The organism is Amazonocrinis nigriterrae CENA67 (assembly GCF_016056305.1).
GTDB classification, from domain to species: Bacteria; Cyanobacteriota; Cyanobacteriia; order Cyanobacteriales; family Nostocaceae; genus Amazonocrinis; species Amazonocrinis nigriterrae.
Genome location: NZ_JAECZC010000044.1, coordinates 1 through 25,963, shown reverse-complemented (window position 1 = coordinate 25,963; position 25,963 = coordinate 1). Strand labels below are relative to the sequence as shown.

The following is a 25,963-nucleotide window of genomic DNA, read 5'->3' as shown; positions in this document are numbered from 1 at the left end:
TGTACTAAAAATATTTCAACTTGATTTGAATATTGGTGTTGGGGCCAGCTATTAAAAAAGCTGCATCATTAAATTTGGGGGCACTAGTGGTAACTTCTGGGTTTCTGGAAAACCCAAAGCCTTCAGTGGGCATACCTAGATCATTGCGATTTAGCTTCAGGTCATTATTTTCATCGTGGAAGACGGCGACGGCGTAATTACCTGCTTTCAAGTTGCCAAAGCTAACTTTCACAGAACTTTCGCTAATCTTGTTACACTGTCTTTGGATGACGCGATCGCGGTTATTGGGAAATCCTTGACTGCTAGCAAATAAACTTATGCAAACTTGTCCTTTTTGATTTCTGAACCCATCAATTTCTACACTCAGGTTGCTATTTGAACTTGCTTTGGCGCTGAATGGCCATGCCAACCCCATCACTGTAAGCAACAGGCTAACTCTCAATACCTTGATCATAAAATTTTCACTTCTACAAAACAAATTTTGCCAAAATTCAATTTTTACTTGAATCTCAGCTTCAAATTGATTGTGACGCGATTCAAGCTAAGCTGTTCCAGATCACAGTTGCATATCTGGTTGTGTTGTCCGATGACAGAACGCACATTTGCAGGCATATCATATATTTAATGTTTTGTCAAGGATATTTCTTTAGGTAAGGAAACTCCAGAACAAAGAAATTGCGATCGCTAACTTGCCGATATTATTGCTACCCTTTCCCAGGATAATCCTGAAAAAATTCAACCTTCAATCTTGTCTATCACCAACAAAGAAGCTCTTCCTTCAACTCTTGCTCGATGTTTTGTTTTAGCAGGTACAACAAAAAGTTCATGAGGATTAAGAGTTTGTGTACCATCTTCAGTATCTATATAGACAGTACCTGAAATCACATAAAAAAGCTCATCACTGTTATCATGTGAATGCCAACGTGCTGTCATATTTTCCATAATTCTTAAGCGTACATTATTACCATTAACTTGGCTAATATTAAAGATTTTCCAATTATCAGTAATACCGTTTGGTAAGTTTTGTAGATCGTACTTTTTCATCTATATTGCTCCTTTGATATCTAACAATTTATCCTAAATATCTAAGTCGACATCATGAACTACTTAAATTAGAAGCGACTGTCGTCGGCGAGCCGCTCTTGTTGCAACTGGCGTCAAACTGCCCCTACAAAGTATTTATATCAGTAAACTCACCTCTTGCCTTTTACTTATCTACTGAAAACCTGATTTCTAGAGAAAAATCTCAGCAAACCAGCGGTTCCCACACCCCAAGCACCGTTAACTAATAAAGCTGTAACGATTCCTAAAAGTTTCCAGCCTCCAGCGATCGCTTGACCTTTGAGTGGTGCAACAATAAACCAAGCGACTAAGGTAGGAGCGATCGCACCAAATAATAACGCTGCTAACCAATAGTTTTTATCTTGCCGAAAGCGAGGTGCAATAGTTGCCCAAACCAAACCCCAAATCCCTCCCCAGAAGGCGCTTGACAAAATTTGAGGGACTCCCAATGGCTGTGTCGGTACAGTTGAATAGGGAGCGCGGGGAACAAAACTAATTGCATGTAGCAGTGCTAGCATACCTTGATGAAACACCAAAACGGAAATAAAGCCTGCGACAAATGCCAGAGTAAATCGAGATATAGTAGCCTTTTGAGTCATTACTTATACCAAATCCCAAGTTTCAGTAGAAAGTAGAAGTATTTTGAGGATCAAAAACGGCTTAACTTGCGCTCATGTCCATAAGAAAAGCTATTTATAGCTACTTAGTAGAGCTTGCTTCTTAGAATTATCTATGATAACTTGCTAACTAAATTTAAAAATACAGTAAGTCTATAAAGTTATAGTATTTTATTTACCAATAATGAACACGTGGGGCGAGCGATGAAGCTATTTGTTCAAGAAGTCGCCCCCAAAACGCAACGATTACAGCAATCAAAGCTACTCCCAAAACCAGTTTTATTTTAAGATGTCTTTTCTGAGTTCGGCTGACAAAGCAAAAATTTTTTCATCAACCATGCAAACTATTTATAAGCATTATTTTAGGCAACGAGGAGAGTAAACTTTGGCGCGATCGCAACTACAACCTTTGGCTTTGTCAGATTCCCAAAAAATGTTGGTTTTACTCGGTGTAGGACTGGGGATATTCATGTCTACCCTGGATGTAGGCATTATCAATGTAGCTTTGCCTACATTAGTCAAAACTTTTAACACCAGCTTCCCCACAGCCCAGTGGGCTGCAATGAGTTACCTGTTAGTCAGTTCTGGTCTAGTCTTAGCAGCAACTCGCTTGGGAGATATGTGGGGTAAAAAGCCCTTATTCCAGATGGGAGTAGCTGTGTTTACTTTCAGTTCATTATTGTGTGGTTTAGCACCCAGTATTGAGTGGTTAATTGGCTTTCGGGCACTTCAGGGATTAGGTGCTGTCTTCATCTCTGGGTTAGGACTAGCGATCGTTACAGAAGTTTTTCCGACTGCGGAAAGAGGTCGAGCTGTTGGCATCATCGGTAGTGTAGTGTCACTAGGAGTTGCTTTTGGCCCTTCTGTTGGCGGACTACTCTTAGCTTGGTTTGGCTGGCACATTATATTCTTAATTAATGTACCAATTGGTATTATTGCTAGTTTTCTTGTAGCTAAAGTAGTACCACCTTCTGCACCCACTAGCGGTAAACAGAAATTTGACCCCTTCGGAGCCATATTGGCTACACTCACTCTTGGCAGTTTTGGGTTAGGTATGACTTTAGGACAAAGCCAGGGTTTTATTAATATCAATACCTTGGTATTGTTATCTATCGCCACTCTCAGTTTTTTGACTTTTCTAGTACTAGAAGCAATGCTAGACTTTCCACTTCTAGATCTGAAGTTATTTCGCAATCTGCAATTGAGTATGGGGTTGCTCAGTGGTTGGTTAACTTTCATCGTCATTAGTGGGGCGCTACTTGTCACCCCCTTCTTTCTAGAACAAGTCAAGCAATATCCCACATCAAAAGTAGGACTTTTATTAGCAGTATCACCTGTGCTGAGTGGGTTAATAGCTCCTCTGGCTGGCATACTTTCAGACCGCTTGGGCGCTCAACGCATCAGTTTAATAGGGTTGGGGTTGATGATTGGTGGTTGTTTAGCAATTAGCACCTTTGATGCTCAACTGACTGAGTTGGGCTATGTAACCCGCTATTTTATTTACGGCATTGGACTGGGTTTATTCCAAGCACCCAATAACAGCGCTGTTATGGGAGCTGCACCAAGGGAACGTTTGGGAATTGCATCCGGGTTACTGTCTTTGTCACGTACCTCAGGTTCTACTGTAGGAGTGCCATTGATGGGGGCAGTATTTGGTGGATTAATCGCCAGTGTTGCAGCCGGCAAAGATGTTGCTGCGGCTCCTGCTGAGGCGATTATTGTGGGATTCCAAGGAACTTTTCGCTTAGCGGCGGTAATTTTGTGCGGCGCAGCATTTGCATCGGTCTTTAGGTTACGCAGGGGAGCAGGGGAGCAGGGGAGATGAGGGAGATGAGGGAGATAAGGGAGATGGGGAATAGCAAGAGAAAAATCACAAATGACAACTGACAACTGACAACTGACAAATGACAAAGGAAACATATAAAAATGACTAGTAAATTAGAGGGAAAAGTAGCAATTGTCACGGGAGCTTCATCGGGTATTGGTGAAGCTACAGCGATCGCTTTAGCAGCAGAAAAAGCAAATGTAGTGCTGGCTGCTAGGCGTGGCGATCGCCTCAATGCATTGGCTGAACGGATTGAAGCTAGTGGTGGTAAGGCATTGCCCGTTGTCACTGATGTGACAGACGAAAATCAAGTTAAGAATTTGATAGAAAAGACAAAAGCAGAATTGGGTCGAATCGATATCCTAGTTAATAACGCAGGTATTGCCGTGCTTGGTACCATTGAGAGCGGCAATACTTCAGACTGGCGGCGATCGTTCGATATCAATGTCCTGGGATTGCTGTATGCCACCCACGCTGTTTTGCCTGTTTTTAAAGAGCAAAAATCGGGACATATAGTTAATATTTCCTCAGTGGCTGGTCGCACAGCGCGGGCGGGTGTCGGTGTCTACAATGCTACAAAGTGGGGTGTGAATGGTCTATCTGAAGCATTGCGTCAAGAAGTCCACAAGGATAACATCCGTGTAACTATTATTGAACCAGGTTTGGTAGATACGGAAATTAATGACCATATTACCGACCCCATCACCAAACAACGTTTTGAAGAACGGCGCAATTCAATCACACCTCTGCAAAGTGAAGACATTGCCGCAGCTATTGTTTACGCCGTTACCCAACCACAGCGAGTTAATGTTAACGAAATCCTGATCCGACCAACTGACCAAGACAATTAAAACCGATGGTACGAAGATGAATGGCACGCTTGAAAAGCTGGAGGGCTGGGGAGGCTGGGGAAGAAAAGAGTAATTTTTAGTAATTATTACTACTTTTATAACCTTGTATACACTTGTGTATTATTCTCCCACAGTTCCCCAGCTTGCCTCAACAGATAAAACGCGCACAAGCGTGCCATTCGCTACTGATATGAGGACTAGTGGTCTATCACATTAATTGATGATGGCTGCGAAATCCCCGACTTAGTTAAAAAGCTAATGTATATTTTATGACAACAATTGTATGTTTGCTTTGTTTCGAGTAGTGTTAAAAATACTATAAATCGATGGTAACGGGAGTCCTTTTGCTCCATTAAGATAGGTGTTGAACTAAGCCTCAACAGACAACCTATAGTAGCTTCGGGAGCAGGAGAGCAAGGGAGCAGGAGCGAATAAATCGTACTACTTAAAATGTAAACTCGGTATTTCGCCGCGATTTGAGGTGTTAGGTAATCAGCGATCGCTTCCTTCACTCGTGCGATGTCTGCGACAAGCTGCTAAGAGCGTCTACGCACCCTGTACATTCCCCCAGTATTTCTTGACCACGCCCAAACACTGTTCTGGGTTAATTTGCAACCTCTTCAACGGTCGTGCAAATTTCCTTAATCTCGTGCTTACTAGGCTTACCGAAACTTCCAGCCACTGTAGTACTTTCGTCATCTTCATCATCCAAATCGTCCAGTTCTACATCGTTAACGTACTGACTAACCGGGGTTTGTTCTGACACAATTGCGTCATTCGTTTCTTGCACTGCTTGCAGTTAGTGGTGAGAGTTGTCACTTCAAAGGCGATCGCTTATAGAACTAAGCGCGATGGAAAGCAACAAGGTGATGGGTGCGTATACGCCCCTTGCATATGACCCTAGTCTTTCTGCAATACTATATGTAAGATTAATATCGCCTCGAATGTAAATATGACTACTCAAAGCAATTAGCTTTTGAGAGTGAGATTATGCTAAAAACACAACAGCTATTGTGCGAACGCTATCAACTTGAACAAAAATTAGGTGAAAACGCAGGATGTGAAACTTGGCTAGCGCAGGATTTATTTATTAGTGGTCGAATCAAAGAAAAGAATAATGAAATAGAGAATTGGCAAAATTGGCGCAGTTCAAGATCAAGCAGTAGCAGAAGGTATGACTTTTACAGTAGTAGGAACCTATGGCTATGTACCAATAGAACAGTTTGCAGGTCGTGCAGTTCCGGTATCAGACTTATATGCTTTAGGTGCAACCTTAATTCATCTACTTACAAGAGTTTCGCCAGCTGATTTACCTCATAAGAATTCACGCATTCAGTTTGTACAACAAGTCAGTGTTGATCTAAACTTTGCAAACTGGATTAGTAAACTTACAGAGCCAGACTTGGCACAACGCTTTAGCAACGCTCGTCAAGCAAAAACAGCATTAAAAAATAAACATACTTTGAGTTTGCCAATTACTAATTTCAAACCAAAAGGTAGTCATATTCAGCTTCAGAAATATCCTAATAGCTTAATAATAAAAATCCCTAAATACCATATAAAAATTAATTTTATGACCTTAGTCATCGTTTGTGTTCTTACCCGTTATACTAGTAAATATTTTTTTCAAGGAATAGATTTACTTTTTGAAAAAGGATTCAGTATTGACGTAATACCACATTTTCTAATTCCTGCAATTATACTTTTCAGTGTTATAGCTATAGAAAAACTGCTGGCTACTTTTGGACAAACAGAATTATATTTTGAACCAGAGAATTTTGAAATCAAATGGAAGTTATTTGGTTTGTGTTATGAGCAGTGGAGAGGTAAAACTGTATTGATTAATATAATTGATGAAGAGAAACTAGTAGGAAATACACTTCATCAAGGCGTGACACTCGAAATTGGGGTAAAACAAATTACATCTGCTCCTCTAAGTAATATGGAACGACGTTGGATAATCCAAGAAATAAAAGAATGGTTAAAGTTAAATAAGCGGTTAAGTTAGCTATAGGCACGAAAATACCTTGATTTTTCTAATGTTCAGTTATTTATGTTCAATTAACTAACCTTTGAATTTTCATGTGTTGCAAATATTTTTGGAAATGGTGTAATATTGCCGACCCAGAAGGAAATTTTGCCCATGTCACCGAAGCACCGCTAGCAGCAAAAGCTTTCTCCAAATCTTTTTGTGTTCTCATGGCGTTGAGAATAGTTGCTGCTTTTTGATAGCCAATCCGAATCACAACACCTTGATTCACAGAACTTTGGTTTCCTGTCTGTGTTACCGCAGAGTTACTTGTGGCGCTAGGAGAACAAGCAGATATAAGAAGACTCAAGCCTAATCCCAAGGTAAAGAATAAGGCAAATATGCACATTCTAGATATTTCATAATTCTGAAGAAAGTTGTTGGCAATCTTCATCAATCGCTCTGGTACATACTTAGAGGTTGTTTTAAAAGTATCATTGCTAACATCAAAATCTTAAAAACCTAACCCCCCAAGCCCCCCTTCCCTAGGAGGGAATGGGGGTTTCAAAGCCTATCGACCTTTCGGGGAGAGGTTTGGAGAGGGGTTCTTAGTATACTTTTCGACTTTTCAAACATCCTCTTAGTCAACATAAGTAGATTTACAACAAATTATATACTACGATAAATTGCCAGTGTTATCGTATTTAATGATATAATTATTAACCCCATGTTTGCAGTCATTGCAAGTATGCGGAAAATTAAGACATGATGGCTGATGGCTATTGACTGTTGACCGTGTTTCTGTAAAAACCCCTTGCTTGCTTCCAGGGAATGTGTAATACTCTTAGGCTATATATAAAATACGGTAAATCTATCGACTTACCGAGTTTAGGAAGTTGCTGACTGATGACTGATGACTGATGACTTTGAACAATGGAATATTTTTTTACTTGGAAGTCCCTTAGTATGAGTGAAAAGGTTAGAAGTAAAAGGTATTGGGTATTGGGTATTAAGAAGAAATACGCTCTCTGTGTAAACTTAATTACTTCCCAGTCCCTAGTCCCCAGTCCTCAGTCCCCATTCACCATTCCCCTTTCCCCTTAATTTAATAGGAGTTTAATTCAATGGCTAATATTCTGGCGATCGCTGGTAGTCCATCCCATCCCTCTAGAACTTACGGTATTTTGCAATATACTGCTAAGCTCTTAGAAGCAGAAGACTTACATATAGACATTATTTCAGCCCGTGATTTGCCTGCTGAAGACTTGGTTTTTGGACGATATGATAGCCCCGCATTAGAACAGCCAAAAGCTTTACTAGCAAAAGCGGATGGTGTAATTATTTCTACCCCTATCTATAAAGCTGCTTATACAGGTGTACTCAAAGCATTTTTGGATTTACTACCCCAGAAATCATTAGCAGGAAAAGTCGTGTTACCAATCGCTACTGGTGGAACAATAGCTCATTTGTTAGCAATTGAATATTCCTTAAAACCTGTTTTGTCTGAGTTAGGAGCGCGACATATTTTATCTACTGTTTACGCCGTAGATAAACAATTGGAACGGCTAGCTGATGGTAGCGTACAGCCAGATGAAGAAATTGACCTAAGACTCAAAGAAGTTCTCAAAGAATTTGTCAAAGCTGTGCAATCTTCTGCCACTGAATCTAAAGAGTTGGCTCTCAGCAATTAAGTAATCAAGTTTATACCTCCGTCTACTTGTAGCAGATGGGTGAATTTTACCCATCTGCTACTTTTCTTTAGACTTGTTGCATAAATATTTTTTACCTCATACCAATTCTGTATGAAGGTGCGCTCAACTATATCATGACTTACGTATAAGGAAGAGAAACGAACCACAAAGAGCGCAAAGAACACAAAGAAATAAGAAGTTAAAAAGGTTTGGCGTAGCTCCACAAAGAAATGGTATAACGCAGAGCCACAGAGGAGTAGAGAAATACATTAAACCTCTTGCAAAAGTCCCTAACACCCCACCCCCAGCCCCTCCCCGCAAGCGGGGAGGGGGAGACTTTGACGCAAGTCAAAGGCGGGGTGGGGTTCTTTTTTTTTTGATTTATGCAAGAAGTCTATTTTCTAGAATAAAGTTTTTTTAAGAGCTTGTGCCTATCTGTTAGTAGAACGATAACCTTGGTAGGTATAAAGCATTGTGCTGACATTCATTTGAAATCTTACCCTGAAGTTGAGCAATTATTACAGGATATAGGTTTGTCAATTCACTAGTTTTCGTGGTTATTTAATTTTTGGTGAGATAACAGTAAGCATTTATCAAATCTAAAGTGCTGATTAACAATCTCTGCACAACACCTATTTGCAATTGAAACTCTAATTTGTAGTTTGACTGGTTATAATTCCGAGTCATAGGAGTTTTATGGATTTTCTGAACTTAATTTCAGCATTAACAGCAGCTGCAACTGCATTAATAACAGTTCTGCGATTTATGCGGGAAACAGAAAACACGACAGAACCCGCAAGTGGCAATGGAAAAATCAGATCATCGCTACAAATGAAGAAATTTCAAACTGCATTCTTAGTTAGTGTAATTATTGTCGGCTTACTGATGGGGATAGTACGACCTATAAGAATATTACAACCATCGGAGTTAGCAGCATTCGATCATTTGATGCGATCGCGGCCTATTGAGCAACCAGACTCTCGCTTACTAGTAGTTACAGTGACCGAAGATGATTTGGAATATCAAGATCAGAAAAACATGGAAAGGAATGCTGCATCGTTATCAAGCCAAGCACTTGACAAAATTTTACGGAAATTGAATCAGCATCAACCACGAGTAATTGGTTTAGATATTTTTCGTAATTTTAATGTCAATCCAAAATTCCCAGAACTAGCAAAACAATTTCAGAAAAATGACCGTTTGATTGCTACATGCAGTGTTGGAGGTACAAAAGCTCCTCCGATAATTACACCAAAGCAATATGAACGTCTTGGTTTTAGTAATGTCCCCAAAGATTCAAATGGTGTTATCCGTCGCCAATTCTTGGGTATGGCATCAGACAAACGGTGTCCTACACAACTATCATTCAGCCTCCAAGTTGCGTTGAGATACCTTCAAGAAGAAAGTGGTATCTCACCAATTACACAGACTTCAGATCAGAAGTTGCAAATTGGCAAGGTGATTTTTCCAAAGTTAGTCTCAGATGCTGGTGGGTATCAATTACCTAGGTCAGAAGAGTTAGGCTACCAGATCCTTCTTAACTACCGATCGCTAAAAGCTGATCAATCAATAGCCCAGCAAATCACCTTGACAGATATCCTTGAAGGTTCGCACGACGCTAAACTACCAAGTCTCGTCAACGATCGCATTATTTTAATCGGTACTAATGCTCCAAAAAGTTTTGGAGATTTTCATATGACTCCCTATGGTACAGAAATGCCTGGGGTGTTAATTCAGGCACATATGGTAAGTCAAATTATTAGTGCTGTTTTAGATCAACGACCTTTGTTATGGTGGTGGCCGCAGGTATCGGAGATGATCTGGGTTTGGCTTTGGGCGTTCTTCGTAGGGATATTGATTGAGTATTGGCGATCGCTGATTAGCAGGGCGTTAGTGGTAATTATAGCGATCGGCATTTTATCTGGACTATGTTTTTTGGCTTTTATACAGGGTGGGTGGTTGCCACTTATACCTACGATACTTGGTTTGATGCTAACAGCAGTGTGCGTCGTTATTGCCTTACCACATGTGCAAATTACTCCTACCACATCTATCACTTCTACCACTTCTACTACTCCTACTACTCCTAGCAATCGTTAATAATTTTAAGAGGAAATTATGAGCATTAAGAAGTTAATTTCTCCTAAAAATTCTCTTGTCCTCTCTCTGTCTTGGGTTATAGCTGGCTTGACAAGCTACCCAATATTAGTACTTGCAGAGTCTTCCAGTTTAACTATAAATTACAACTTGGATTTAGCACAATCATCTCGTCAATCAAAGCTAGATTTTTCCTCAACAGGCAGACCTAGCCAACAGACAGATGCTGCTAGCCGTGGCAATTGTGATGGAATAGAAACAACAGAACTAACTGCTTTAGTGCCTAAAAATGAAGCATCTACTGTTTCTGAGTATCCTACTTTTTGGGTTTATGTTCCTAATAATCCGAAAAATATCAAATACGCTGAGTTAGTATTGCAGAATGAAGCAGAACAGAAAACCATAGATAGAACTCGATACACACTACAATCAACACCAGGAATTGTGAGTGTGACAGTGCCATCAAAACCTCAAAATTCTCTCAAAAATGGCAAAGTTTACAATTGGTCTTTTCGGCTTGTTTGTAATAGTGGAAATAGTTTTGTTGTTGGAGGGTTGGTAAAACGAGTGAGTCTTGCTTTTGCTGTTAATGATTACCAAAGCTATTTAAAGAATAAAATTTGGTATGATGCATTAACTGATTTAGGTCAACGCCGTCGTCGTAATCCTCAAAATCCAAGTTTAAAGAAGGATTGGGCTGATTTATTACAAGCTAACGGTGTTGGTTTGGAAAAACTCACTCAAGAATCTCGTTTTGGTGCTGTAGTTCCCCAAAGTTAACGTGAGTTCGACAAGCGCTGTTTTGACCTCTCCCCCGGCCCCTCTCCTACGAGGAGAGGGGAGTAAAACCGTGATTTTTTCGTTTGTCCTCCCTCGCCTTTTAGGAGAGAGAGGCCGGGGGGCTTAGGGGCCCCCACGATAGTGGGGTTGGGGGGAAAGAGGTTTATCGAACTCACGTAAAGTTAAAGCCAATTTCCTACTAAAACAAAGGGCGCCCAGTAATAAGGGCGTTCCCATTTTTTATTATTTAATAAAGCTAACTGAGCTTGCTGGAGAGCCTCAGCTTTACTGACATTTTTCTTGCCATTAGCATGAACTAACTGACGATAAAATTCACCCATTAATTCAGATGTAGATTCATCATTAACTGACCACAAACTTGCTAATGTACTCCTTGCTCCTGCTCGCACAGCAACGCCAGCTAGTCCTAAAGTGGCTCGACTATCTCCTGTGGCTGTTTTACAGGCACTAAGAACAAGTAGCTCAATAGAAATTGGTTGATTTGTGACACTTGAACGTAATAAGTTATCTAAATCTTTGATTTTAATCAAGTGATCCCAAGCTACAATAAAAGTTTTTTCGGGGTCAGAGTTAAACTCTCCATGAGTTGCTAAGTGAACAATAGTATATTTTGCAGTTGCTAAATCCTTTTTCAGTTGCTCTTGGCTAAATATTTCGTCCAGTAATTTCTCATTATTTGGCACTTCCTTTTGAATATTTGCCAACTCATTAGGTACAAAACTAAGATTATGGAATTTTTGGTTTTCTTCGGCTATAGTACGCTCCTTACTTATGCCAGCAACTATGGCATTTAATGGTACTCTTGCCAAAGGTCGAGGATTTATCAGTTGTAAACCAGGCGTGATAACTAAGGCATATTTTTGTACTAAATATTCCTGATTTGCACGATCATACAGAACTGACATAGGAATATTTCTTAACAATCCATCTAGTACAAATACTAAAGTTTTGACTTTGCTTTCAGCAAGCTTATTTTGTGCTGGTAAAATTAACCAATCGTATATTTTTTGGGATAATTCCTGTATTTCATTAGGAAAGCGTGTTTTATCATTGAGGCGGTTGATTAGTTCGTTTAAATTACTTTCAAGTTGTGCTTGGGATATTTTTGTTGTGTAGTGTTCTAAGTTTTTTTGTCCTGACAATTTCAGGACTAATTCTAAACGTTCTGGCAAAACAATTGCATACAAAACTGCGGCGGCTGGAGTGGCTTTATCTACTACTTGATCAACCTGTTGTGGTTTGGCTTGAATACAAGCGTCTCGAAAGTAATCATCCAGTTCAGCTAATTGAAGTGCTTCAATTGCATCACGAGCTTGTTTAAGATTGGTTTGGTTAGAGTTATTAGCTTGCAAAAGTAAATCGACGAATTCCCGATAAACTGGTGCTACGCTGTCTCGAAAAGTATATTGCACATCAGGATTACTTTGAGTCAAGTCTTTACGCAGTGACTTGAGAGTTTCAAAAGCTGCTGTGTAAGCGCCGATGGCTGCTTGTTGGTTTTTTTGAATTTGTTGTATTCGTCCTAATTGCCATTGCCAACGATAAGCAATATATGGTGCATCAAAAGATGAAATCAGTTGCAAGGCTTGTTGAGTGAACCTTTGAGCATTTGGTATTTCTCCAATTTCTTGGTAAACTCCGCCTAAATAACCCAAAGCGTAGGCTTGTGCTTGTTTGTCTTGCAAAACTTGAGCTTGATTATGAGCAGTGGTGACGATTTTTGCAATATCTTTCCAAGTAGGAATTAATGTAGGTTGTAAAGTATTGCTATTAGTTTTAGTTGATTTTTCCGGGGTTACACCACATTGCTGAAGTAAAGGCGATCGCAGTTTTGATGGTTCTGGATTGACTGCTGATTGCAGACATATCAGATTTTGCGCCAAATTGATTTGATTGTAAATAGTTTTATGACTAATAGGCAATTTATCAAGCTGGGATTGGATTTTAGGCAGTAAGGTAGGAAAATCAGACCATTGTCGAGTTTGAATGAGGAGACTGAGTAAATTCAGTTGTGCTTTGGTGCTGGTGTTTGCATCGGTGGATAATTCAGCTTGGCCATAGCAAGCTGCTGCTTTTTGGTAGAGTTCGTCAACAGTTTTTGCTTCTACCATACAATTTGTAGACGGTGCAAATGTAATTTGCTGTGATTCCGGTTCTGTTTGGGCTTTTTTATTAGCCAAAGCAAACGCTGTATTACCTAAACTGAGGTAGCCAGCCGCCAGGTTTTGAGCATCATCCAATTGTTGTGCTAATTTTAAACTTTCTGCCAAAACTAATTGTGATTGTTCGCTGTAGCCAATTACTCGCATAACATCACCAAGACAACGTAATGCCAAGACTTGTAAAGAGGCGATATTGCTGGCTACTGGCGGTTTGGCATTGATGGTTTGGAGTTGTTTTTGCGAGATTATACAACCTTGATGCTCAAGTTCTAAAGCATCTAGTAATGTCTCACAAGCTCTAGGGTAAAGCCCCAATTCTTCCATTGCTTGAGCTTGGTTAATCTGACTTTGGAGGATTCCGTGTTGATCATTGATATTTTTGTATATATCAGCAGACTGTTGCCAAGTTTTGAGAGCTGCTTGTGATTGCCCAATAGCTAATTCTAGTTGTCCTTGAATGTCGAATGTTTGCGCCTGGATGCGGCGTTGCGCTGGTGTTTTTTCTTGTGTATCTATGAGTTTAAGACTAGTTGCGATCGCTTGTTTTGCTTCATCCCACTTCCCTAGTTGCTGCTGAGTTAGGCAAAGATTACTCAAAGCCATTGCTTGATTGAGTTGATCACCTTGAGCAGCAAAAGCTTCAGCCGTTTGTCGCCAAACCAAAGCCGCCTGCTCAAACTGTCCCGTACTATAGAGTTTTTTACCTTGTTCTACCAGTTGTAAGGGAGATTGCTGAGTTTGAACAATGGGAGTTGATGCCAAGACTTGGTGAGCAACCAGGGGAACGGTTAAAGAGAGGACAAATAACAGTATTATTAGGATGAGCGATCGCTGTTTGTTGAGTTTAGGCGATCGGTTAGCGTATAGTCTTTTGACTAGATTCTGCAATCTGTGAACTAGGCGAGACAGTTTAAAACTCATATTCTGCCTTCCTTGTCAATATTTTCTAAAAGAATACTGATTGTGTTGATCCCTCTCCAAACCTCTCCCCGCAACGGGGAGAGGCTTAAAAAAGCTGATATTTCCGTCACTCTTCTCTGTCACCCCAATACAGAAGCAAACCTAAAAACCCAAAGGAAATCTCATTTTCTCAATTACGAATTACGAATTACGAATTACGAATTAATTCATGTCACCCCAATACAGAAGCAAACCTAAAAACCCAAAGGAAATCTCATTTTCTCAATTACGAATTACGAATTACGAATTACGAATTAGTTCAAGGCACTGGACAAATATCTGAATTAACAGGACGTTGCGAACCTGTGCCTGTAGGATCGTAGGCTGTGAGTATCACCTCACCCTTTTTGTTAAGAATCCATCCTTGAGCAGGCACAATTGGTTTAGTGACTGTAGACTCAATTTTCTCCCCTGCACCCCTGCTCCCCTGCTCCTCTGCTCCCCTACTTCCCCCAGGTGCAGGTTCCACTAAATCGACTCGCACAGCATCACCGCTAGTTGCTTCATTGGGGCTAGGTGGTAAGCCACCGCGTCCAGTGATGGTAAATTTACTGCCTACACCCCGTTGACAGGGATTTTGGGCAATTTGTTCGGTGGGATCAACAACATTCTTTGGCAATTCAACTAACCCATGACTGGGGTCAACATTTGCAAGGTTGAGTTTTACTTCTCCACTGAATTCTGGCCCCAGTTCAGAAGAGGCAGTGATGTCACTATCTTGACTCTTAAATATACGTTTGGCAGTGATTCTTACTTTTCCCCCATAGCTTTCTTCAGCATTGGCTGTGATGTCGCTATCTTCCAGGGCTACTAGATTGTCAGTGTTAATGGTAATGTTACCACCAGTTGCCGCGCCTTCGGCGTTGGTAGTGATGTTGCTGTTGCGGCGCAAGATTAAGTCACGGGGATGCAGAGTAATGTTGCCTTTACCCCCAGAAGTGTTAGCTCTAATAGATGCCTTGTTATCTAGACGAATATCTTTAGGTGTTGTGATTTCTATATTGCCAGCATTGCCTTTGACACCAGACTCCACGTCACTGGTAATTCCACTAAAGAAAATGTCTTGTCTTCCTGCTAAGTCTGTATTAGAAAAACCATCAAATATAACGTCTTTATTGGCATGAATGGTTATGTTGCCAGCATTACCTTTTCCAGCGAGTTGGTTCTCGTATGCTCCACGAACTATGGTTTGAATTTGAGAACCATTAAGCAACAACAGTGAACCAGTTTTGATCTTAACTTCACCACCCTGTCCTACTGCTCCACTTTCTACATTGTTGAAGATATAACTGCTATTTCCTAGCTTGATTCCATCATCAGCCTGCAATGAAATCATGCCTGCACGGCTTGGTTGTCCAGTGGTATCTTGTGTTGCAAAGGTACTGGTAGTCAAGGATGCCTGATCATTCATCGTTAGTGACCTAGCCTTAATCTTGATACTGCCGGCATTGCCTTGGGCATTAGACTGTACTTCACTGCGAATACTACTGGGGAATATTTCTTTTGTTGGTGCTAAGTTTGTGTTTGAGACACCCTCCAAGATGACATCATTGGCTTGAATGTTGATGTTGCCAGCATTACCTTTGCCGGCAGGTTGGTTCTCATATGCTCCACGAACTAAAGTTTGAATTTGAGAGCCATTGAGTAAAGAAAGCAACCCAGTCTTAATTTTAATTTCACCACCTTTGCCCACCCCACCGCTTTCCAAATTGTTTTGGATATCACTGTTATCCAGTTTGATCGCATCATCAACTTGTAATAATATCGTTCCACCACTGCTAGGTTGTCCAGTGGTATCTTGTGTTGCAAAGGTACTGGTAGTCAAGGATGCCTGATCATTCATCGTCAGTGACCTAGCCTTAATCTTGATACTGCCGGCATTGCCTTGGGCATAAGTGCTGGTAGATAGTTGAGCGCCATTGGTGAGTGATACATTCCCTCGCGTCACACTATCAGGAAAACTCAAGCTAGCATCACTATTCAATCCAACCGTTCCTGTTCCCGCTAAACTTCCTAAAGCAACTTGCCCTCCTGCTGCGGTAAATCTTCCCCCATCTAAACTAATATCCCCACCTACAATAGATAAAGTTTTCCCTGGATCTACCTGAAGTCCCAGATCATCAGCGACAGACTGATTAGTGATCTTTCCTGGATTTTTCCGAAACTGCAAGCCAATGGGAATATTAACCGTCAACATGGAAGGTGCTTGTGGGTTGCTGGCGCTAAACTCTAACCCACCATCAAACAATAAACTGTTGGCTGTACTGGCTAAAAATGAACCGTGCATATCTAGACGCGCATCCGGCCCAAAGACAATGCCATTAGGATTTATAAAAAATAAGTTGGCGTTGCCGGAAACACCAAGAATGCCAAAAATATTGCTAGGATTTTTACCTGTAACTCGACTGAGAATGTTTTCGATTCCAGCCGGATTGGTAAAATAGGCTTTTCCTTGTTGACCAACATTGAATTCCTGAAAACTATGAAAAAGGTTCGCCCCCCGACGCGCACCGCCATCAATTTGATCAATGTTGGCATTGGAGTTGACTACTGACTTTTCAGCACCGAGACTATTATCAGGAATTATCTGCCCTTTGGCGGTGTCTAGAGATGCAAGACACTCCAATGTGACTAGGGGTAAGGTGATGAAAAAAAGCGATCGCCTCAGTCCTTGCATACTCTTCAACCTCTGGGCTATTACTTAGGAGGGCGATGAAATTGCAATTATTTCATATAAGGCTGATTGATGCTGATACGCGAAAGTTAATTTGTTTAGCCAAAACATACACTCAGCCAAATATTCATAGTCAATAATTCTGATTGACTACATCTCTAATCAAAAGATTGAAAACCTAATATGTACAGTAAGTAATATCTATATCTCCACCATCATTCCTTAGTCTCATCCCACTTCTGTTTCTTTTGATAGAGATTAATCTCTAACTGTTGTTTTTTCTAGAGTTTGTTTGAAAAGTTTATGACTAAAGAATAAAAAAAGAACAAAAAATTTTTGCAATTAGGGATTGCAAAGTATAAATTTATACTATATATTATAAATGTACAGTCAAATGTACAAGAAAGGCGATCGCGCTACCTTAGCACGGGAGCGATCGCCCTTCTTTAAACCCCTAAATAGGAGCCAACATTATCATGACACAAGAACAAAGGTTTGAAGATGCTCAAAACTCCCCCAAAGGAGATTTTGAAGGTTTTATACCAAAGGAAGACTCAGATATAGTCACTCCTGGACAATCTTTTGCAAAACTATTGCCTACTAGAGAACCGATTAAGCATTTATTAATAGGTTCTCCTAAAGCTGTGACTGGGACAATCCACTATTTGCACATTATTGGCTATGCAAATGTTGGAGACTGGAGTCAACTATTATCAACTGGAAACGGTGATGAAGTGATGAGTATTCTAATTCGCCAGATTTTAGTTTAATAACTTTAAAACCCCCGTTCCTTAAAAGAAAACGGGGGGTTTTTTAAGAAGGTGGCGGGAAAAATAATATTAATTTCTGCCCCTGTTGGCGTCAAAGAGGAGTTAGGGAGAGGTTCATCAAACTCACGTTACTTAAATCGCCCTTGATATTACTTCCGTCACCCTTGATCTTACTTCCGTCGCCCTTGATATTATTTCCGTCACCCTTGATCTTACTTCCGTCGCCTTTGATCTTAGTTCCGTCACCCTTGATCTTAGTTCCGTCACCCTTGATCTTACTTCTGTCGCGTTTTTTGTTAAAACTGCTTTTGTTTTGGGGTAAAAATATTTTATATCATGTCCGCGCTTATTACTTATTAAACCCTAAGAACCCCACCCCACCAAAGCTACACTTTGTTTCCCCTCCCCGTGAACGGGGAGGGGTTAGGGGTGGGGTGCAATAATTGTGGGAATCATAACTAATTTACCGGACATGGTATCATACATCAGTAATGAGTTTTAAAAACCTAACCCCCCTAGCCCCCCTGACCCTAATCCCCATGAAATTCGGGTTTAGCCCGAATTTCATGGGGGCCCCGAGTTCCCTACAAGGGAATGGGGGTTTCAAAGCCTATCGACCTTTTGGGGAGAGGTTTGGAGAGGGGTTATTAGTATAATTTTCGACTTTTAAAACATCCTCTTAAAACGAGTTAATATTCACAGAAAACGACAATCCATTTTCTTGTAATGAACTGCCTCCATCAACACTAATTAATGGCACTCCCCAGTCAAGGCGCATATTTAGCCAGTCGGACATTTGCCACTGCAAGCCTAAACCTGTTGACAACAAGGTGCCAGAATTCAGATCATAATCTGCGGAACTATTCCAACCTACACCAAAGTCAACAAAGGGAATGAGGTGCAATACTCCTTTGACTTCGGGTACTCTGACAATGGGTAATTGCACTTGAGCAGATAAAAAAGCGCCGTTATCAGTAAGTAGCAAATCTTGCCGATAACCCCGCACACTCCCTAAGCCTCCAATGGTAAATTGCTCTAAAGGTACAAGTGGGCGTGTTGTAAATTGCAAATCTGAACGTACCACCAGCAATGTTTCTGGGGCTAAAAGTCTAACATACTGTCCTTGTCCCCGCCAGTAAAAAAAGCGACTGTCGGGAAATTCTTCATGAATTGTGGCATTAAATGCACCTATGCCTAAATTGAATTGTGAACGTAGGGCAAATACTTCTTTGGGATTGCGATTGGTAAATTCTTGAAAAAATCGTAATGCAGAAATGCGAGTACTGCCATTATCATCAGCGCCTAGAGAAATGGGAAAGCCTAATCCCAATAGAGAAGTTTTGCTTTCTTGGTGCGAGAAGGTTAAACCTAGTACAAATTCTTCTTTTGGAGTTTGCAATAACGGCTGACGTAAAGTTAATTCTAAAGATTGGGAATCACCCAGGATATCAAGACGATCAAAAGGTGGTTCAACTACCTCAGTGTTGCTTGCACCATACGCTATTTGCAATGTACCATTGCGGGGATTAATGGGGATAGTGTAGCTAATGTCGTAGGAATTACTACCATCGGTATTAGTGTAAGTTCCCCTGAGTTGATCCCCAAAACCGAGTAAATTACCTTCACTCAATCGGTATCCCCGGCGAATGCTACCGACACTGGGGGCGCGGCCATTATCTACAAAAAATTCGTCACTTAACGAATTAGCCTCTTTGACAGTGACTTTCAAAAGGCTTAACTCTGGACTTGTCCCCGCTGATAGTTCAGCAGAAATATTTTCAATTAAAGGGTTGAGTTGTAATAATTGCAAAGCTTGCAGCAAGCGATCGCGATTTAAAGGTTTGCGGGTGGCGATCGCTAACCGACTTTTGATGTATCCTGGATCTAACCGACTTGTACCTGTCACCTGAATCTTTTCTAAGCCACCCTCCACAATTTGCACTTTGACAACAGCCTGATTTGGAGGCAAACTTTGCTCGGCTGGAATCACTGCACCAGAATTGATATAACCAGCTTTGATATACAATTGGCTAATAATTGCTTCTGCTTGTAGTAGTTGTGCAAAGGTAATGGGCTTACCGATAAATTGCTCAGTTGCTTTAGCTAATTCTTTATTGCTAAAGGCAGTATTGCCGATAAATTCAAACTTCTTAATGACGATTGTCTGGGGAATTTCCGGGAGTTGTTGCGGTGCAGACGGACTTGGGGGAGGCGTTTGCAGCAAGTCTTCAGCAGGGCCCGGGGTGGGAATTGTGGGTGGTTGGGGGATTGTTGGTCTAACTGGCGAAGGAATTTGAGTTAATACAGAGTTGCGTTCATCATCAGAGATGGGGGAAGTCTTTTCTGTGTTGACTTGCCAATTTGTAGTCGGACTAGCAATAGATGTAGTAGCACTGCTAGCGATCGCTATTGCAACTGTACCAAACAAGCATATATTTTGCCAAAATATCTGAAATTCTTTCCTATTCTGATTTTTCATCGCGTAGAAAAGCTAATAATATTAAGCTGGCTTTTTTTGACTCAATAACAGTTATGCAAAATTGTTAGGCACAGTACCAATCTATTGTTTATACTAAGTTGCTTCAGAAATAGCATCTAAAGTATCGATTCAGTAATCAAAAACCTAACCCCCCAGCCCCCTTCTCTTCAAGGGAAGGGGGGGCTAAACTCCCCTCTCCTCGTAGGAGAGGGGTAGGGGGAGAGGTTCTTCCAGGATTACTGAATTGGTGTTCTAGAAATGGGAAATTTAAAAATTATATTCCCTTCATTTGAATGCAACTCTGTATTAGACCTATAATTTGCTTACATTGTGATAGTTATTTCATCTATCTATTAGTTGATAATTTTTGTAAAAGTTAATAGTTAACTAGGCTACTATGCTCTTATGCTGCCTATTTGTAATTAAATTTCACGCAGAGGAGCCACTGCGTTGGGCGGGTTCCCCGACTTGAAGCAAGTGGCGTCGCGCAGAGTCGCAGAGAGTTTTTAAGTTTTATGATGGCTAGTTAGAATTTGCGATCGCTATTAGTTTACCGCCTTTGGTTAATAAGAGCCGCTGTCCCCGCCACTCTATTGTTTTACCCAGGAAGCCACAGCACCAAATGGCAAAGTTGATATAATCACTGAATGGGATAATCCAGAAAAATCTTTTGGCAATTGGGTCATGGAGAATTTTGACTCCAACTACCCAACCCATCACTAAGCGCATGAACCAAGTGATAATCAGCACAGTCCAGCCTAATATTGTACCTTTTGTAGCTATTAATAACAGCAAGCTTGTAACTGTTCCATAAGTAAAAATTAATGCCAGATATCCCCAAGGACGAGAAACGCGGATGCAACGCGCCCAACGAATTTGTCGTCGAATGGCATCAGTTAGGGTGCTGGTACCAAGGTTATGTGTAACTACATAGTCAGAGAGGACAACTTTGTAACCTGCTTGGCTTGGTAAGTAACCGAGTTGAAAGTCATCTGCTAAAAAATCAGCCACAGCTTTGAATCCGCCAATGGTTTCTAGGGCTGCTTTGCGGATGACTATTGTGGAACCAAAAGCAAATTTTATACCTTCTAATTGATTGCTGACTAAAACACCTGCATGGAAATCAGTAGCAGTTTTGATTGCTTCTAAAGTAGTTACCCATCCTTGGGCTGAAGAACGATATAAGCAAGTGACAACACCAACAGTTTCATCTTTGAGAGGTGGAATGACTGTTTGTAGATAATCTTGATCAACATGAATATCACTATCAGCTATGAGTAAGATTTCATGTTTAGCTACAATTACGGCATTGGCTAAATTACTCACCTTTAAGTTTGCCCCGATCAGGCGATCGCTCACAACCAGCTGAATATCCACATTGGCAAACTGCTGGATGATTTTTTTGACCACTTCTATGCTAGGGTCTTGGCGATCGCGCACTGCAAAAATAATCTGGTACACTGGATAATCTTGCTGGCAAAATGAGGCGAGGTTGCTGTAAGCATCATTTTCCAATCCACAAATTGGCTTGAGGATGGTAACAGGTGGATGAAATTCGGGATCTGTAGCAATAGGGTGACGCAAAAAAGCGATCGCTGCATAAATCCCATAGCAGTAAAACAATACAGCCGATAAACATAAAATTAACAGCAACAGATTTGCGATCGCCATCTTAAAGAACAAGTTATTGGACTGTTTAGTCAATAAAGTATTAGTAGGGTATGCTACGGCATTAGCCCAACGTACCCCAATAGATATATAGTAAATGAGCTTTTGAGCATAAGACGGGCATTGTCGGGGGTATAGAGACTAAAAGTGCTGATTTTACGTTGGTTGATACGTTCTTCTTGGGAAATGGTGGCGATCGCGATCGTTACAGGATTCCTCAGTGGTGGTAGTAGCGCTGGATTAATCGCTTTGATCAGTAGTGCTGCAACTCTTAGCAATACTTCATCCTTGACATCCATAGCTTGGGGTTTTTTGGGGTTAGTTGTCATCGCACTCATTACCAGCATCATTTCGCAAGTGATGCTGATTCGCCTATCTCAGAATGCCATTTTGCAATTACGCATGGGCTTGAGTCAGCAAATACTTGCTTCTGAGTTAAGTCATCTCGAAAACTTAGGTAATTCTCGACTGTTGGCAACTTTGACAGAAGATGTGCAAGCAGTAGCTAATGCAGTGTATCTAATCCCTTTCCTCTGTATTGATTTGGCCATAGTGTTGGGTTGTTTGGTGTATATCACTTGGCTATCTTGGTTAGTACTGCTGCTAGTTTGCTGTTTGATAGTGGTAGCAATAGGCAGTTGTCAGTGGCTTTTGAACAGAGGTGAAAAATTGCTAGCCCTGGCGCGTGATGATCAAGATGTACTGTTTAAGCATTTTCGCACCATCACCGAAGGCGTCAAGGAACTCAAGCTTAACTATCAACGCCGTCAATTTTTCTTGACAGAAAATCTGCAATCTACAGCTGTCAGATTCCGGCGTCATAATGTTGATGGTTTGACTTTGTTCGCCACAACTACTAGTTGGGGCAAACTCTTATTTTTTTTCGCGATCGGTTTTTTACTGTTTGCACTGCCTAAATTAATTACCATCACTCCTCAAACTCTGTCTGGCTACATCCTGACTTTTACCTATTTGATGTTGCCGATGGATAATATTGTCAACAACCTTCCTCAAATTATTAAAGCGAATATTGCTTTACAAAAGATAGAATCCCTTGGTTTATCTTTAGCCAGTCGGGCTGAAGTAGCAACTGTTGTGCCTAGTTTGAACTCTGATTGGCACAGCTTAAAACTTCAGGGTGTAACTCACGTTTATTACACAGATCAAGAAGACAACAGCTTTATCCTTGGCCCCATAGATTTAATTATTTTTCCTCAAGAAATAGTATTCATTGTTGGCGGTAATGGTAGCGGTAAATCTACCTTAGCTAAACTGATTACTGGACTTTACATTCCTGAAAATGGTCAAATTTTGTTGGATGAAGAGTTAATTAGTGAACAAAATAGAGAATGGTATCGTCAGCATTTTTCGGTCGTTTTCTCTGACTTTTATTTATTTGAAGAACTTGTGGGTTTAGAAAATACTAGCTTGGATGCTCAAGCCCAAAAATATCTCAAGCAACTCCAGTTAGAGCATAAAGTCAAAGTTGAAAATGGTCAACTTTCCACTACTGCTCTTTCTCAAGGACAGCGTAAACGGCTAGCTTTGCTAACAGCATACTTAGAAGACCGACCAATTTATCTGTTTGACGAATGGGCAGCCGACCAAGACCCAGTTTTTAAAGAAATATTCTATACTCAGTTGCTGCCAGAATTGAAAAAGCGGGGCAAAACAGTGCTAGTCATTAGCCACGACGATCGCTATTTTCATCTCGCAGACCGAATAGTCAAACTAGACTATGGCAAAGTGGAGTATGACAAGCAATACCAGTGATCAAAATAACATGATATCAATTTAGTGCCCGTCGAACTGACATGAAAAAGCGATCGCCATTCAATACAATAGATGAGCGATCGCTAAACTGACTCAAAAATAGGCTGTTAAACAGCTAAAATCATCACTTGCTTAGTAGTTGCCTGTAGTTAGCGGCTATAGGTATAGAGATTGTGAAAATTATAGTATCATAACATGCCCTCAGATTCAGCAAATTTACGCAAGCGTGGTAAGCATTGACGCTGATAAAAACTGCTTAATGTGGGAATTGGTAGCCCAAATTCCTCAGACAGTTCTTTCCAGCTAACTTCCGGGGGTAGGCGTTTGAGAATTAATACCTGACAATTCACTTTTGGATGCCCTTTAATGTGAGTGCTACGTAGTTCTCCATCTGAGTCTGCCTTAACCCATATCTCCAAGTTTTCCAGAATAGGAGGAACTTGGGGAGTAGCTGGTAGGTTATCCACAGGGTCAATTATTTTACTGTTTCCGCCCGACCCAGACTGACGAACCTTAATCGGAACTGTTGTAGCTTGTTCTTTGTACTGGTTGAGGTAAAAGTCTTGTAATCTGCGTTTGAGGTAAGCATTTAACCAAGTGATCACACTGCCATAAGCAGGATCATAGGTTTGACCTGTCAAACCTTCACAAACGTTACGGCAGAAATATAACCAAGTTTGTTGCAGTGCATCTTGATAGTAAGGCGTACTTTCCTTCCAAAGTTTACTGGAAGTCAAGCGTATTATTTGCGTGAGCAGCTTCTGACGCTGAGGGCTTCCAGGTGGATGTCCACAGGCTTGGGTAACTAAGCGGCGCAGCTGTTCATCGAATTCAACCATGTCAAACTCTTGGCGAAGAAAGCAAGAATACTATAGTATTGCGTATAAAAATCTTTTAGAGAATTACCCTGTGTCGTGATAGTATTTGTTTTTTTTATTCTACTATCACAAAAAATCTATCCATAGTAGTACAGGGATGGGGAGCAGGGGAGCAGGGGAAATGAAGGAAATAATTCTTCACTCTTAACAACTGACAACTGACCGCTAACTCCCAACTTTTTATAATCCCAGCCAGGAAAAGAAATTTTCCCACCAGGAGTTAGTCAAATTACCCACACTCAACTGCATTTTTTTGCGAATGTTTTGGATATTCCAGCTGGTTAGCCTAGCAAGGGTTTGGGCTTCTTGTTCAAAACGTTTGGGCAAAGACCGCTTGTATTCTCTGCCTGCTTGACACTTAAGTTCACCTGTAAAAGGATGTTGCAAAATGTAACGCCCTTGGAAAGACTCGCGGTTGGAGGTTTGTTGAAATATGGGGTCTTCAGGGAATTTGTCACGGGTATAGCGGATATGCAATCGCGTAATGAAGACATTACTAGTGGGAAAGCGACGGCGAAAGCCAGGGGGTACTGGCGCATCACTGGTAGGATTATTATCCAGCCAAAACACGCCTGCTTGCTTGAGTTCTTCTTGACTCAAAGGTTCGGCAGAACAGGGATCGCAACTACTCATGTCCCATGCATACTCTAAAAAAGCAACTTTCCTATCTTCTCTGATGTAAGAAGTTTGGAACATAGACTTGTAAAAGTCGCTAAATTCATCTTTGACAAACAAGGGAATGTTAGCGTTTGATGGGATTTTTACAGTCCGGTAGTTGGTGATTTCTGCTTGTCCTTGGGGCGATAGGATATATACAATCAAATCCTGCTCTGTTGTCGCGTTGATCATGCCTAAACGAATTGGCAGCATGAACTTGGGTGACTGGTAGAAAATTTGCAATGGACGGAGAAACTGATAGCCAGATTCCTCAAATTTATCTAGGTTGACTTTGGCAACAAAGAATTTCATGGAGGAGCGGATGTAGGGCTTAAGTAACTGTTTAGCCCCTCTAGGGATTTTGTAGCCATTGCGGTTGAGCCAAGTTTCCAGCCCACCAGATTCTTTAGCACTGAGAATTACAATATTGTATTCGCCAACGTTAAAACGGGCTTCAACCGTCACACCCAAGCTAGCATCGCGTCTCGCCCTGGCTGCTTCATTGCTGACTGCTGGTGCAGTTGCAGCTAATGGTCGGTCTACCCAATCGGTCTCAGCACAAGGATCAGAGTCAAAATACTCGACTAATCGCGGCGCACTAAAAGCATCCAAACGTTCGATAATCTTGGGTTGGGCAATGCGGACTTGTTCTTTTTGCAGCACCGTAGGTACAGGTACTACCATTGCAAAATCTTTCACTTCTCCCTGAAAGTCGTTTGCCAATGTTAAGACAGTGCGATCGCTATCTCGTGCAATCACCACCTGAGAAGCTTTGTTGTATAATTTAGCATCAGCTTTGGCAACATAAAATCCACAAAATGCCCAAGCTGTCGGCGCAAAGCACAGCACAACTAACAATGCTACTAATAATGGAATTATCAATTTAAAACGGTTCATTTTATACCTCTTTAAAATATTGAGAAGTTAGTGGTCAGTTGTCAGTGGTTAGTTGTTAGTTGTTAGTTGTTAGTTGTTAGGAGTGCAGAATTATTTCTCCTATCTCCCTCATCCCCCTCATCCCCCTCATCC

At 41.0% G+C, this 25,963-nt stretch carries 18 protein-coding genes; 8 read left to right on the top strand and 10 right to left on the bottom strand.

Going from position 1 to position 25,963, the window contains the following annotated elements; all coding sequences use genetic code 11:
* Positions 1-4 precede the first annotated feature (4 nt).
* The 3 genes from I8748_RS20120 to I8748_RS20110 form a co-directional block, all read right to left on the bottom strand.
* Entirely contained in the window at positions 5-454 is a 450-nt protein-coding gene (locus I8748_RS20120) for a DUF2141 domain-containing protein (RefSeq protein ID WP_198126335.1), read from the bottom strand.
* Positions 455-735: 281 nt separating this feature from the next.
* The gene (locus I8748_RS20115; protein WP_198126334.1) at positions 736-1,044 is read right to left on the bottom strand and encodes a cupin domain-containing protein; all 309 of its coding nucleotides are present in this window, start codon (positions 1,042-1,044) and stop codon (positions 736-738) included.
* Positions 1,045-1,211: 167 nt separating this feature from the next.
* Entirely contained in the window at positions 1,212-1,661 is a 450-nt protein-coding gene (locus tag I8748_RS20110) for a hypothetical protein (RefSeq protein WP_198126333.1), read from the bottom strand.
* Between the two features lie 403 nt (positions 1,662-2,064).
* Here I8748_RS20110 and I8748_RS20105 point away from each other — a divergent pair, with 403 nt between their 5' ends.
* From I8748_RS20105 to I8748_RS20095, 3 genes are all read left to right on the top strand, one after another.
* Positions 2,065-3,504, top strand: coding sequence for a DHA2 family efflux MFS transporter permease subunit (locus tag I8748_RS20105; protein WP_198126332.1), 1,440 nt, complete (start codon positions 2,065-2,067; stop codon positions 3,502-3,504).
* A gap of 101 nt (positions 3,505-3,605) precedes the next feature.
* The gene (locus tag I8748_RS20100) at positions 3,606-4,355 is read left to right on the top strand and encodes an SDR family oxidoreductase (RefSeq protein WP_198126331.1); all 750 of its coding nucleotides are present in this window, start codon (positions 3,606-3,608) and stop codon (positions 4,353-4,355) included.
* Between the two features lie 1,174 nt (positions 4,356-5,529).
* A complete protein-coding gene (locus I8748_RS20095; protein ID WP_198126330.1) occupies positions 5,530-6,363 on the top strand; it encodes a hypothetical protein in 834 nt (277 codons plus the stop codon).
* A 49-nt stretch (positions 6,364-6,412) separates the two neighbouring features.
* On the opposite strand, the gene I8748_RS20090 is transcribed toward I8748_RS20095, so the two are convergent.
* Positions 6,413-6,778 (bottom strand): hypothetical protein, encoded by a 366-nt coding sequence (locus tag I8748_RS20090; protein WP_198126329.1) that lies wholly within the window; start codon positions 6,776-6,778, stop codon positions 6,413-6,415.
* 670 nt (positions 6,779-7,448) lie between these two features.
* On the opposite strand from I8748_RS20090, the gene ssuE reads away from it, so the two are divergent.
* From ssuE to I8748_RS20075, 3 genes are all read left to right on the top strand, one after another.
* Positions 7,449-8,015, top strand: coding sequence for an NADPH-dependent FMN reductase (ssuE, locus tag I8748_RS20085; protein WP_198126328.1), 567 nt, complete (start codon positions 7,449-7,451; stop codon positions 8,013-8,015).
* Between the two features lie 696 nt (positions 8,016-8,711).
* Positions 8,712-10,115 carry a CHASE2 domain-containing protein gene (locus I8748_RS20080; RefSeq protein WP_198126327.1) on the top strand — a complete coding sequence of 468 codons (1,404 nt, stop codon included), beginning with the start codon at positions 8,712-8,714 and terminating at the stop codon, positions 10,113-10,115.
* A gap of 18 nt (positions 10,116-10,133) precedes the next feature.
* Positions 10,134-10,892, top strand: coding sequence for a DUF928 domain-containing protein (locus I8748_RS20075; protein ID WP_198126326.1), 759 nt, complete (start codon positions 10,134-10,136; stop codon positions 10,890-10,892).
* A 182-nt stretch (positions 10,893-11,074) separates the two neighbouring features.
* Here the strand turns inward: I8748_RS20075 and I8748_RS20070 are convergent, their stop codons facing one another.
* Together I8748_RS20070 and I8748_RS20065 are read right to left on the bottom strand one after the other, a co-directional pair.
* Complete coding sequence (locus tag I8748_RS20070; protein ID WP_198126325.1) at positions 11,075-13,996, bottom strand: CHAT domain-containing protein; 2,922 nt, start codon at positions 13,994-13,996, stop codon at positions 11,075-11,077.
* 298 nt (positions 13,997-14,294) lie between these two features.
* The gene (locus I8748_RS20065) at positions 14,295-16,712 is read right to left on the bottom strand and encodes a two-partner secretion domain-containing protein (RefSeq protein WP_198126324.1); all 2,418 of its coding nucleotides are present in this window, start codon (positions 16,710-16,712) and stop codon (positions 14,295-14,297) included.
* A gap of 470 nt (positions 16,713-17,182) precedes the next feature.
* Here I8748_RS20065 and I8748_RS20060 point away from each other — a divergent pair, with 470 nt between their 5' ends.
* Positions 17,183-17,479, top strand: coding sequence for a hypothetical protein (locus I8748_RS20060; RefSeq protein ID WP_404800336.1), 297 nt, complete (start codon positions 17,183-17,185; stop codon positions 17,477-17,479).
* Positions 17,480-18,158: 679 nt separating this feature from the next.
* Here the strand turns inward: I8748_RS20060 and I8748_RS20055 are convergent.
* Positions 18,159-19,958 carry a ShlB/FhaC/HecB family hemolysin secretion/activation protein gene (locus I8748_RS20055; RefSeq protein ID WP_198126322.1) on the bottom strand — a complete coding sequence of 600 codons (1,800 nt, stop codon included), beginning with the start codon at positions 19,956-19,958 and terminating at the stop codon, positions 18,159-18,161.
* A gap of 522 nt (positions 19,959-20,480) precedes the next feature.
* A complete protein-coding gene (gene hpnI / locus I8748_RS20050) occupies positions 20,481-21,629 on the bottom strand; it encodes a bacteriohopanetetrol glucosamine biosynthesis glycosyltransferase HpnI (RefSeq protein WP_198126344.1) in 1,149 nt (382 codons plus the stop codon).
* A gap of 144 nt (positions 21,630-21,773) precedes the next feature.
* Here hpnI and I8748_RS20045 point away from each other — a divergent pair, with 144 nt between their 5' ends.
* Positions 21,774-23,399 (top strand): cyclic peptide export ABC transporter, encoded by a 1,626-nt coding sequence (locus tag I8748_RS20045; RefSeq protein WP_198126321.1) that lies wholly within the window; start codon positions 21,774-21,776, stop codon positions 23,397-23,399.
* Between the two features lie 188 nt (positions 23,400-23,587).
* Here I8748_RS20045 and I8748_RS20040 read toward each other — a convergent pair whose 3' ends face one another.
* Positions 23,588-24,238, bottom strand: a complete 651-nt coding sequence (locus tag I8748_RS20040) for a sigma-70 family RNA polymerase sigma factor (protein WP_198126320.1) — start codon at positions 24,236-24,238, stop codon at positions 23,588-23,590.
* 219 nt (positions 24,239-24,457) lie between these two features.
* Positions 24,458-25,831: a DUF2330 domain-containing protein gene (locus I8748_RS20035; RefSeq protein WP_198126319.1), complete on the bottom strand. Its 1,374-nt coding sequence runs from the start codon at positions 25,829-25,831 to the stop codon at positions 24,458-24,460.
* Between the last annotated feature and the right edge of the window lie 132 nt (positions 25,832-25,963).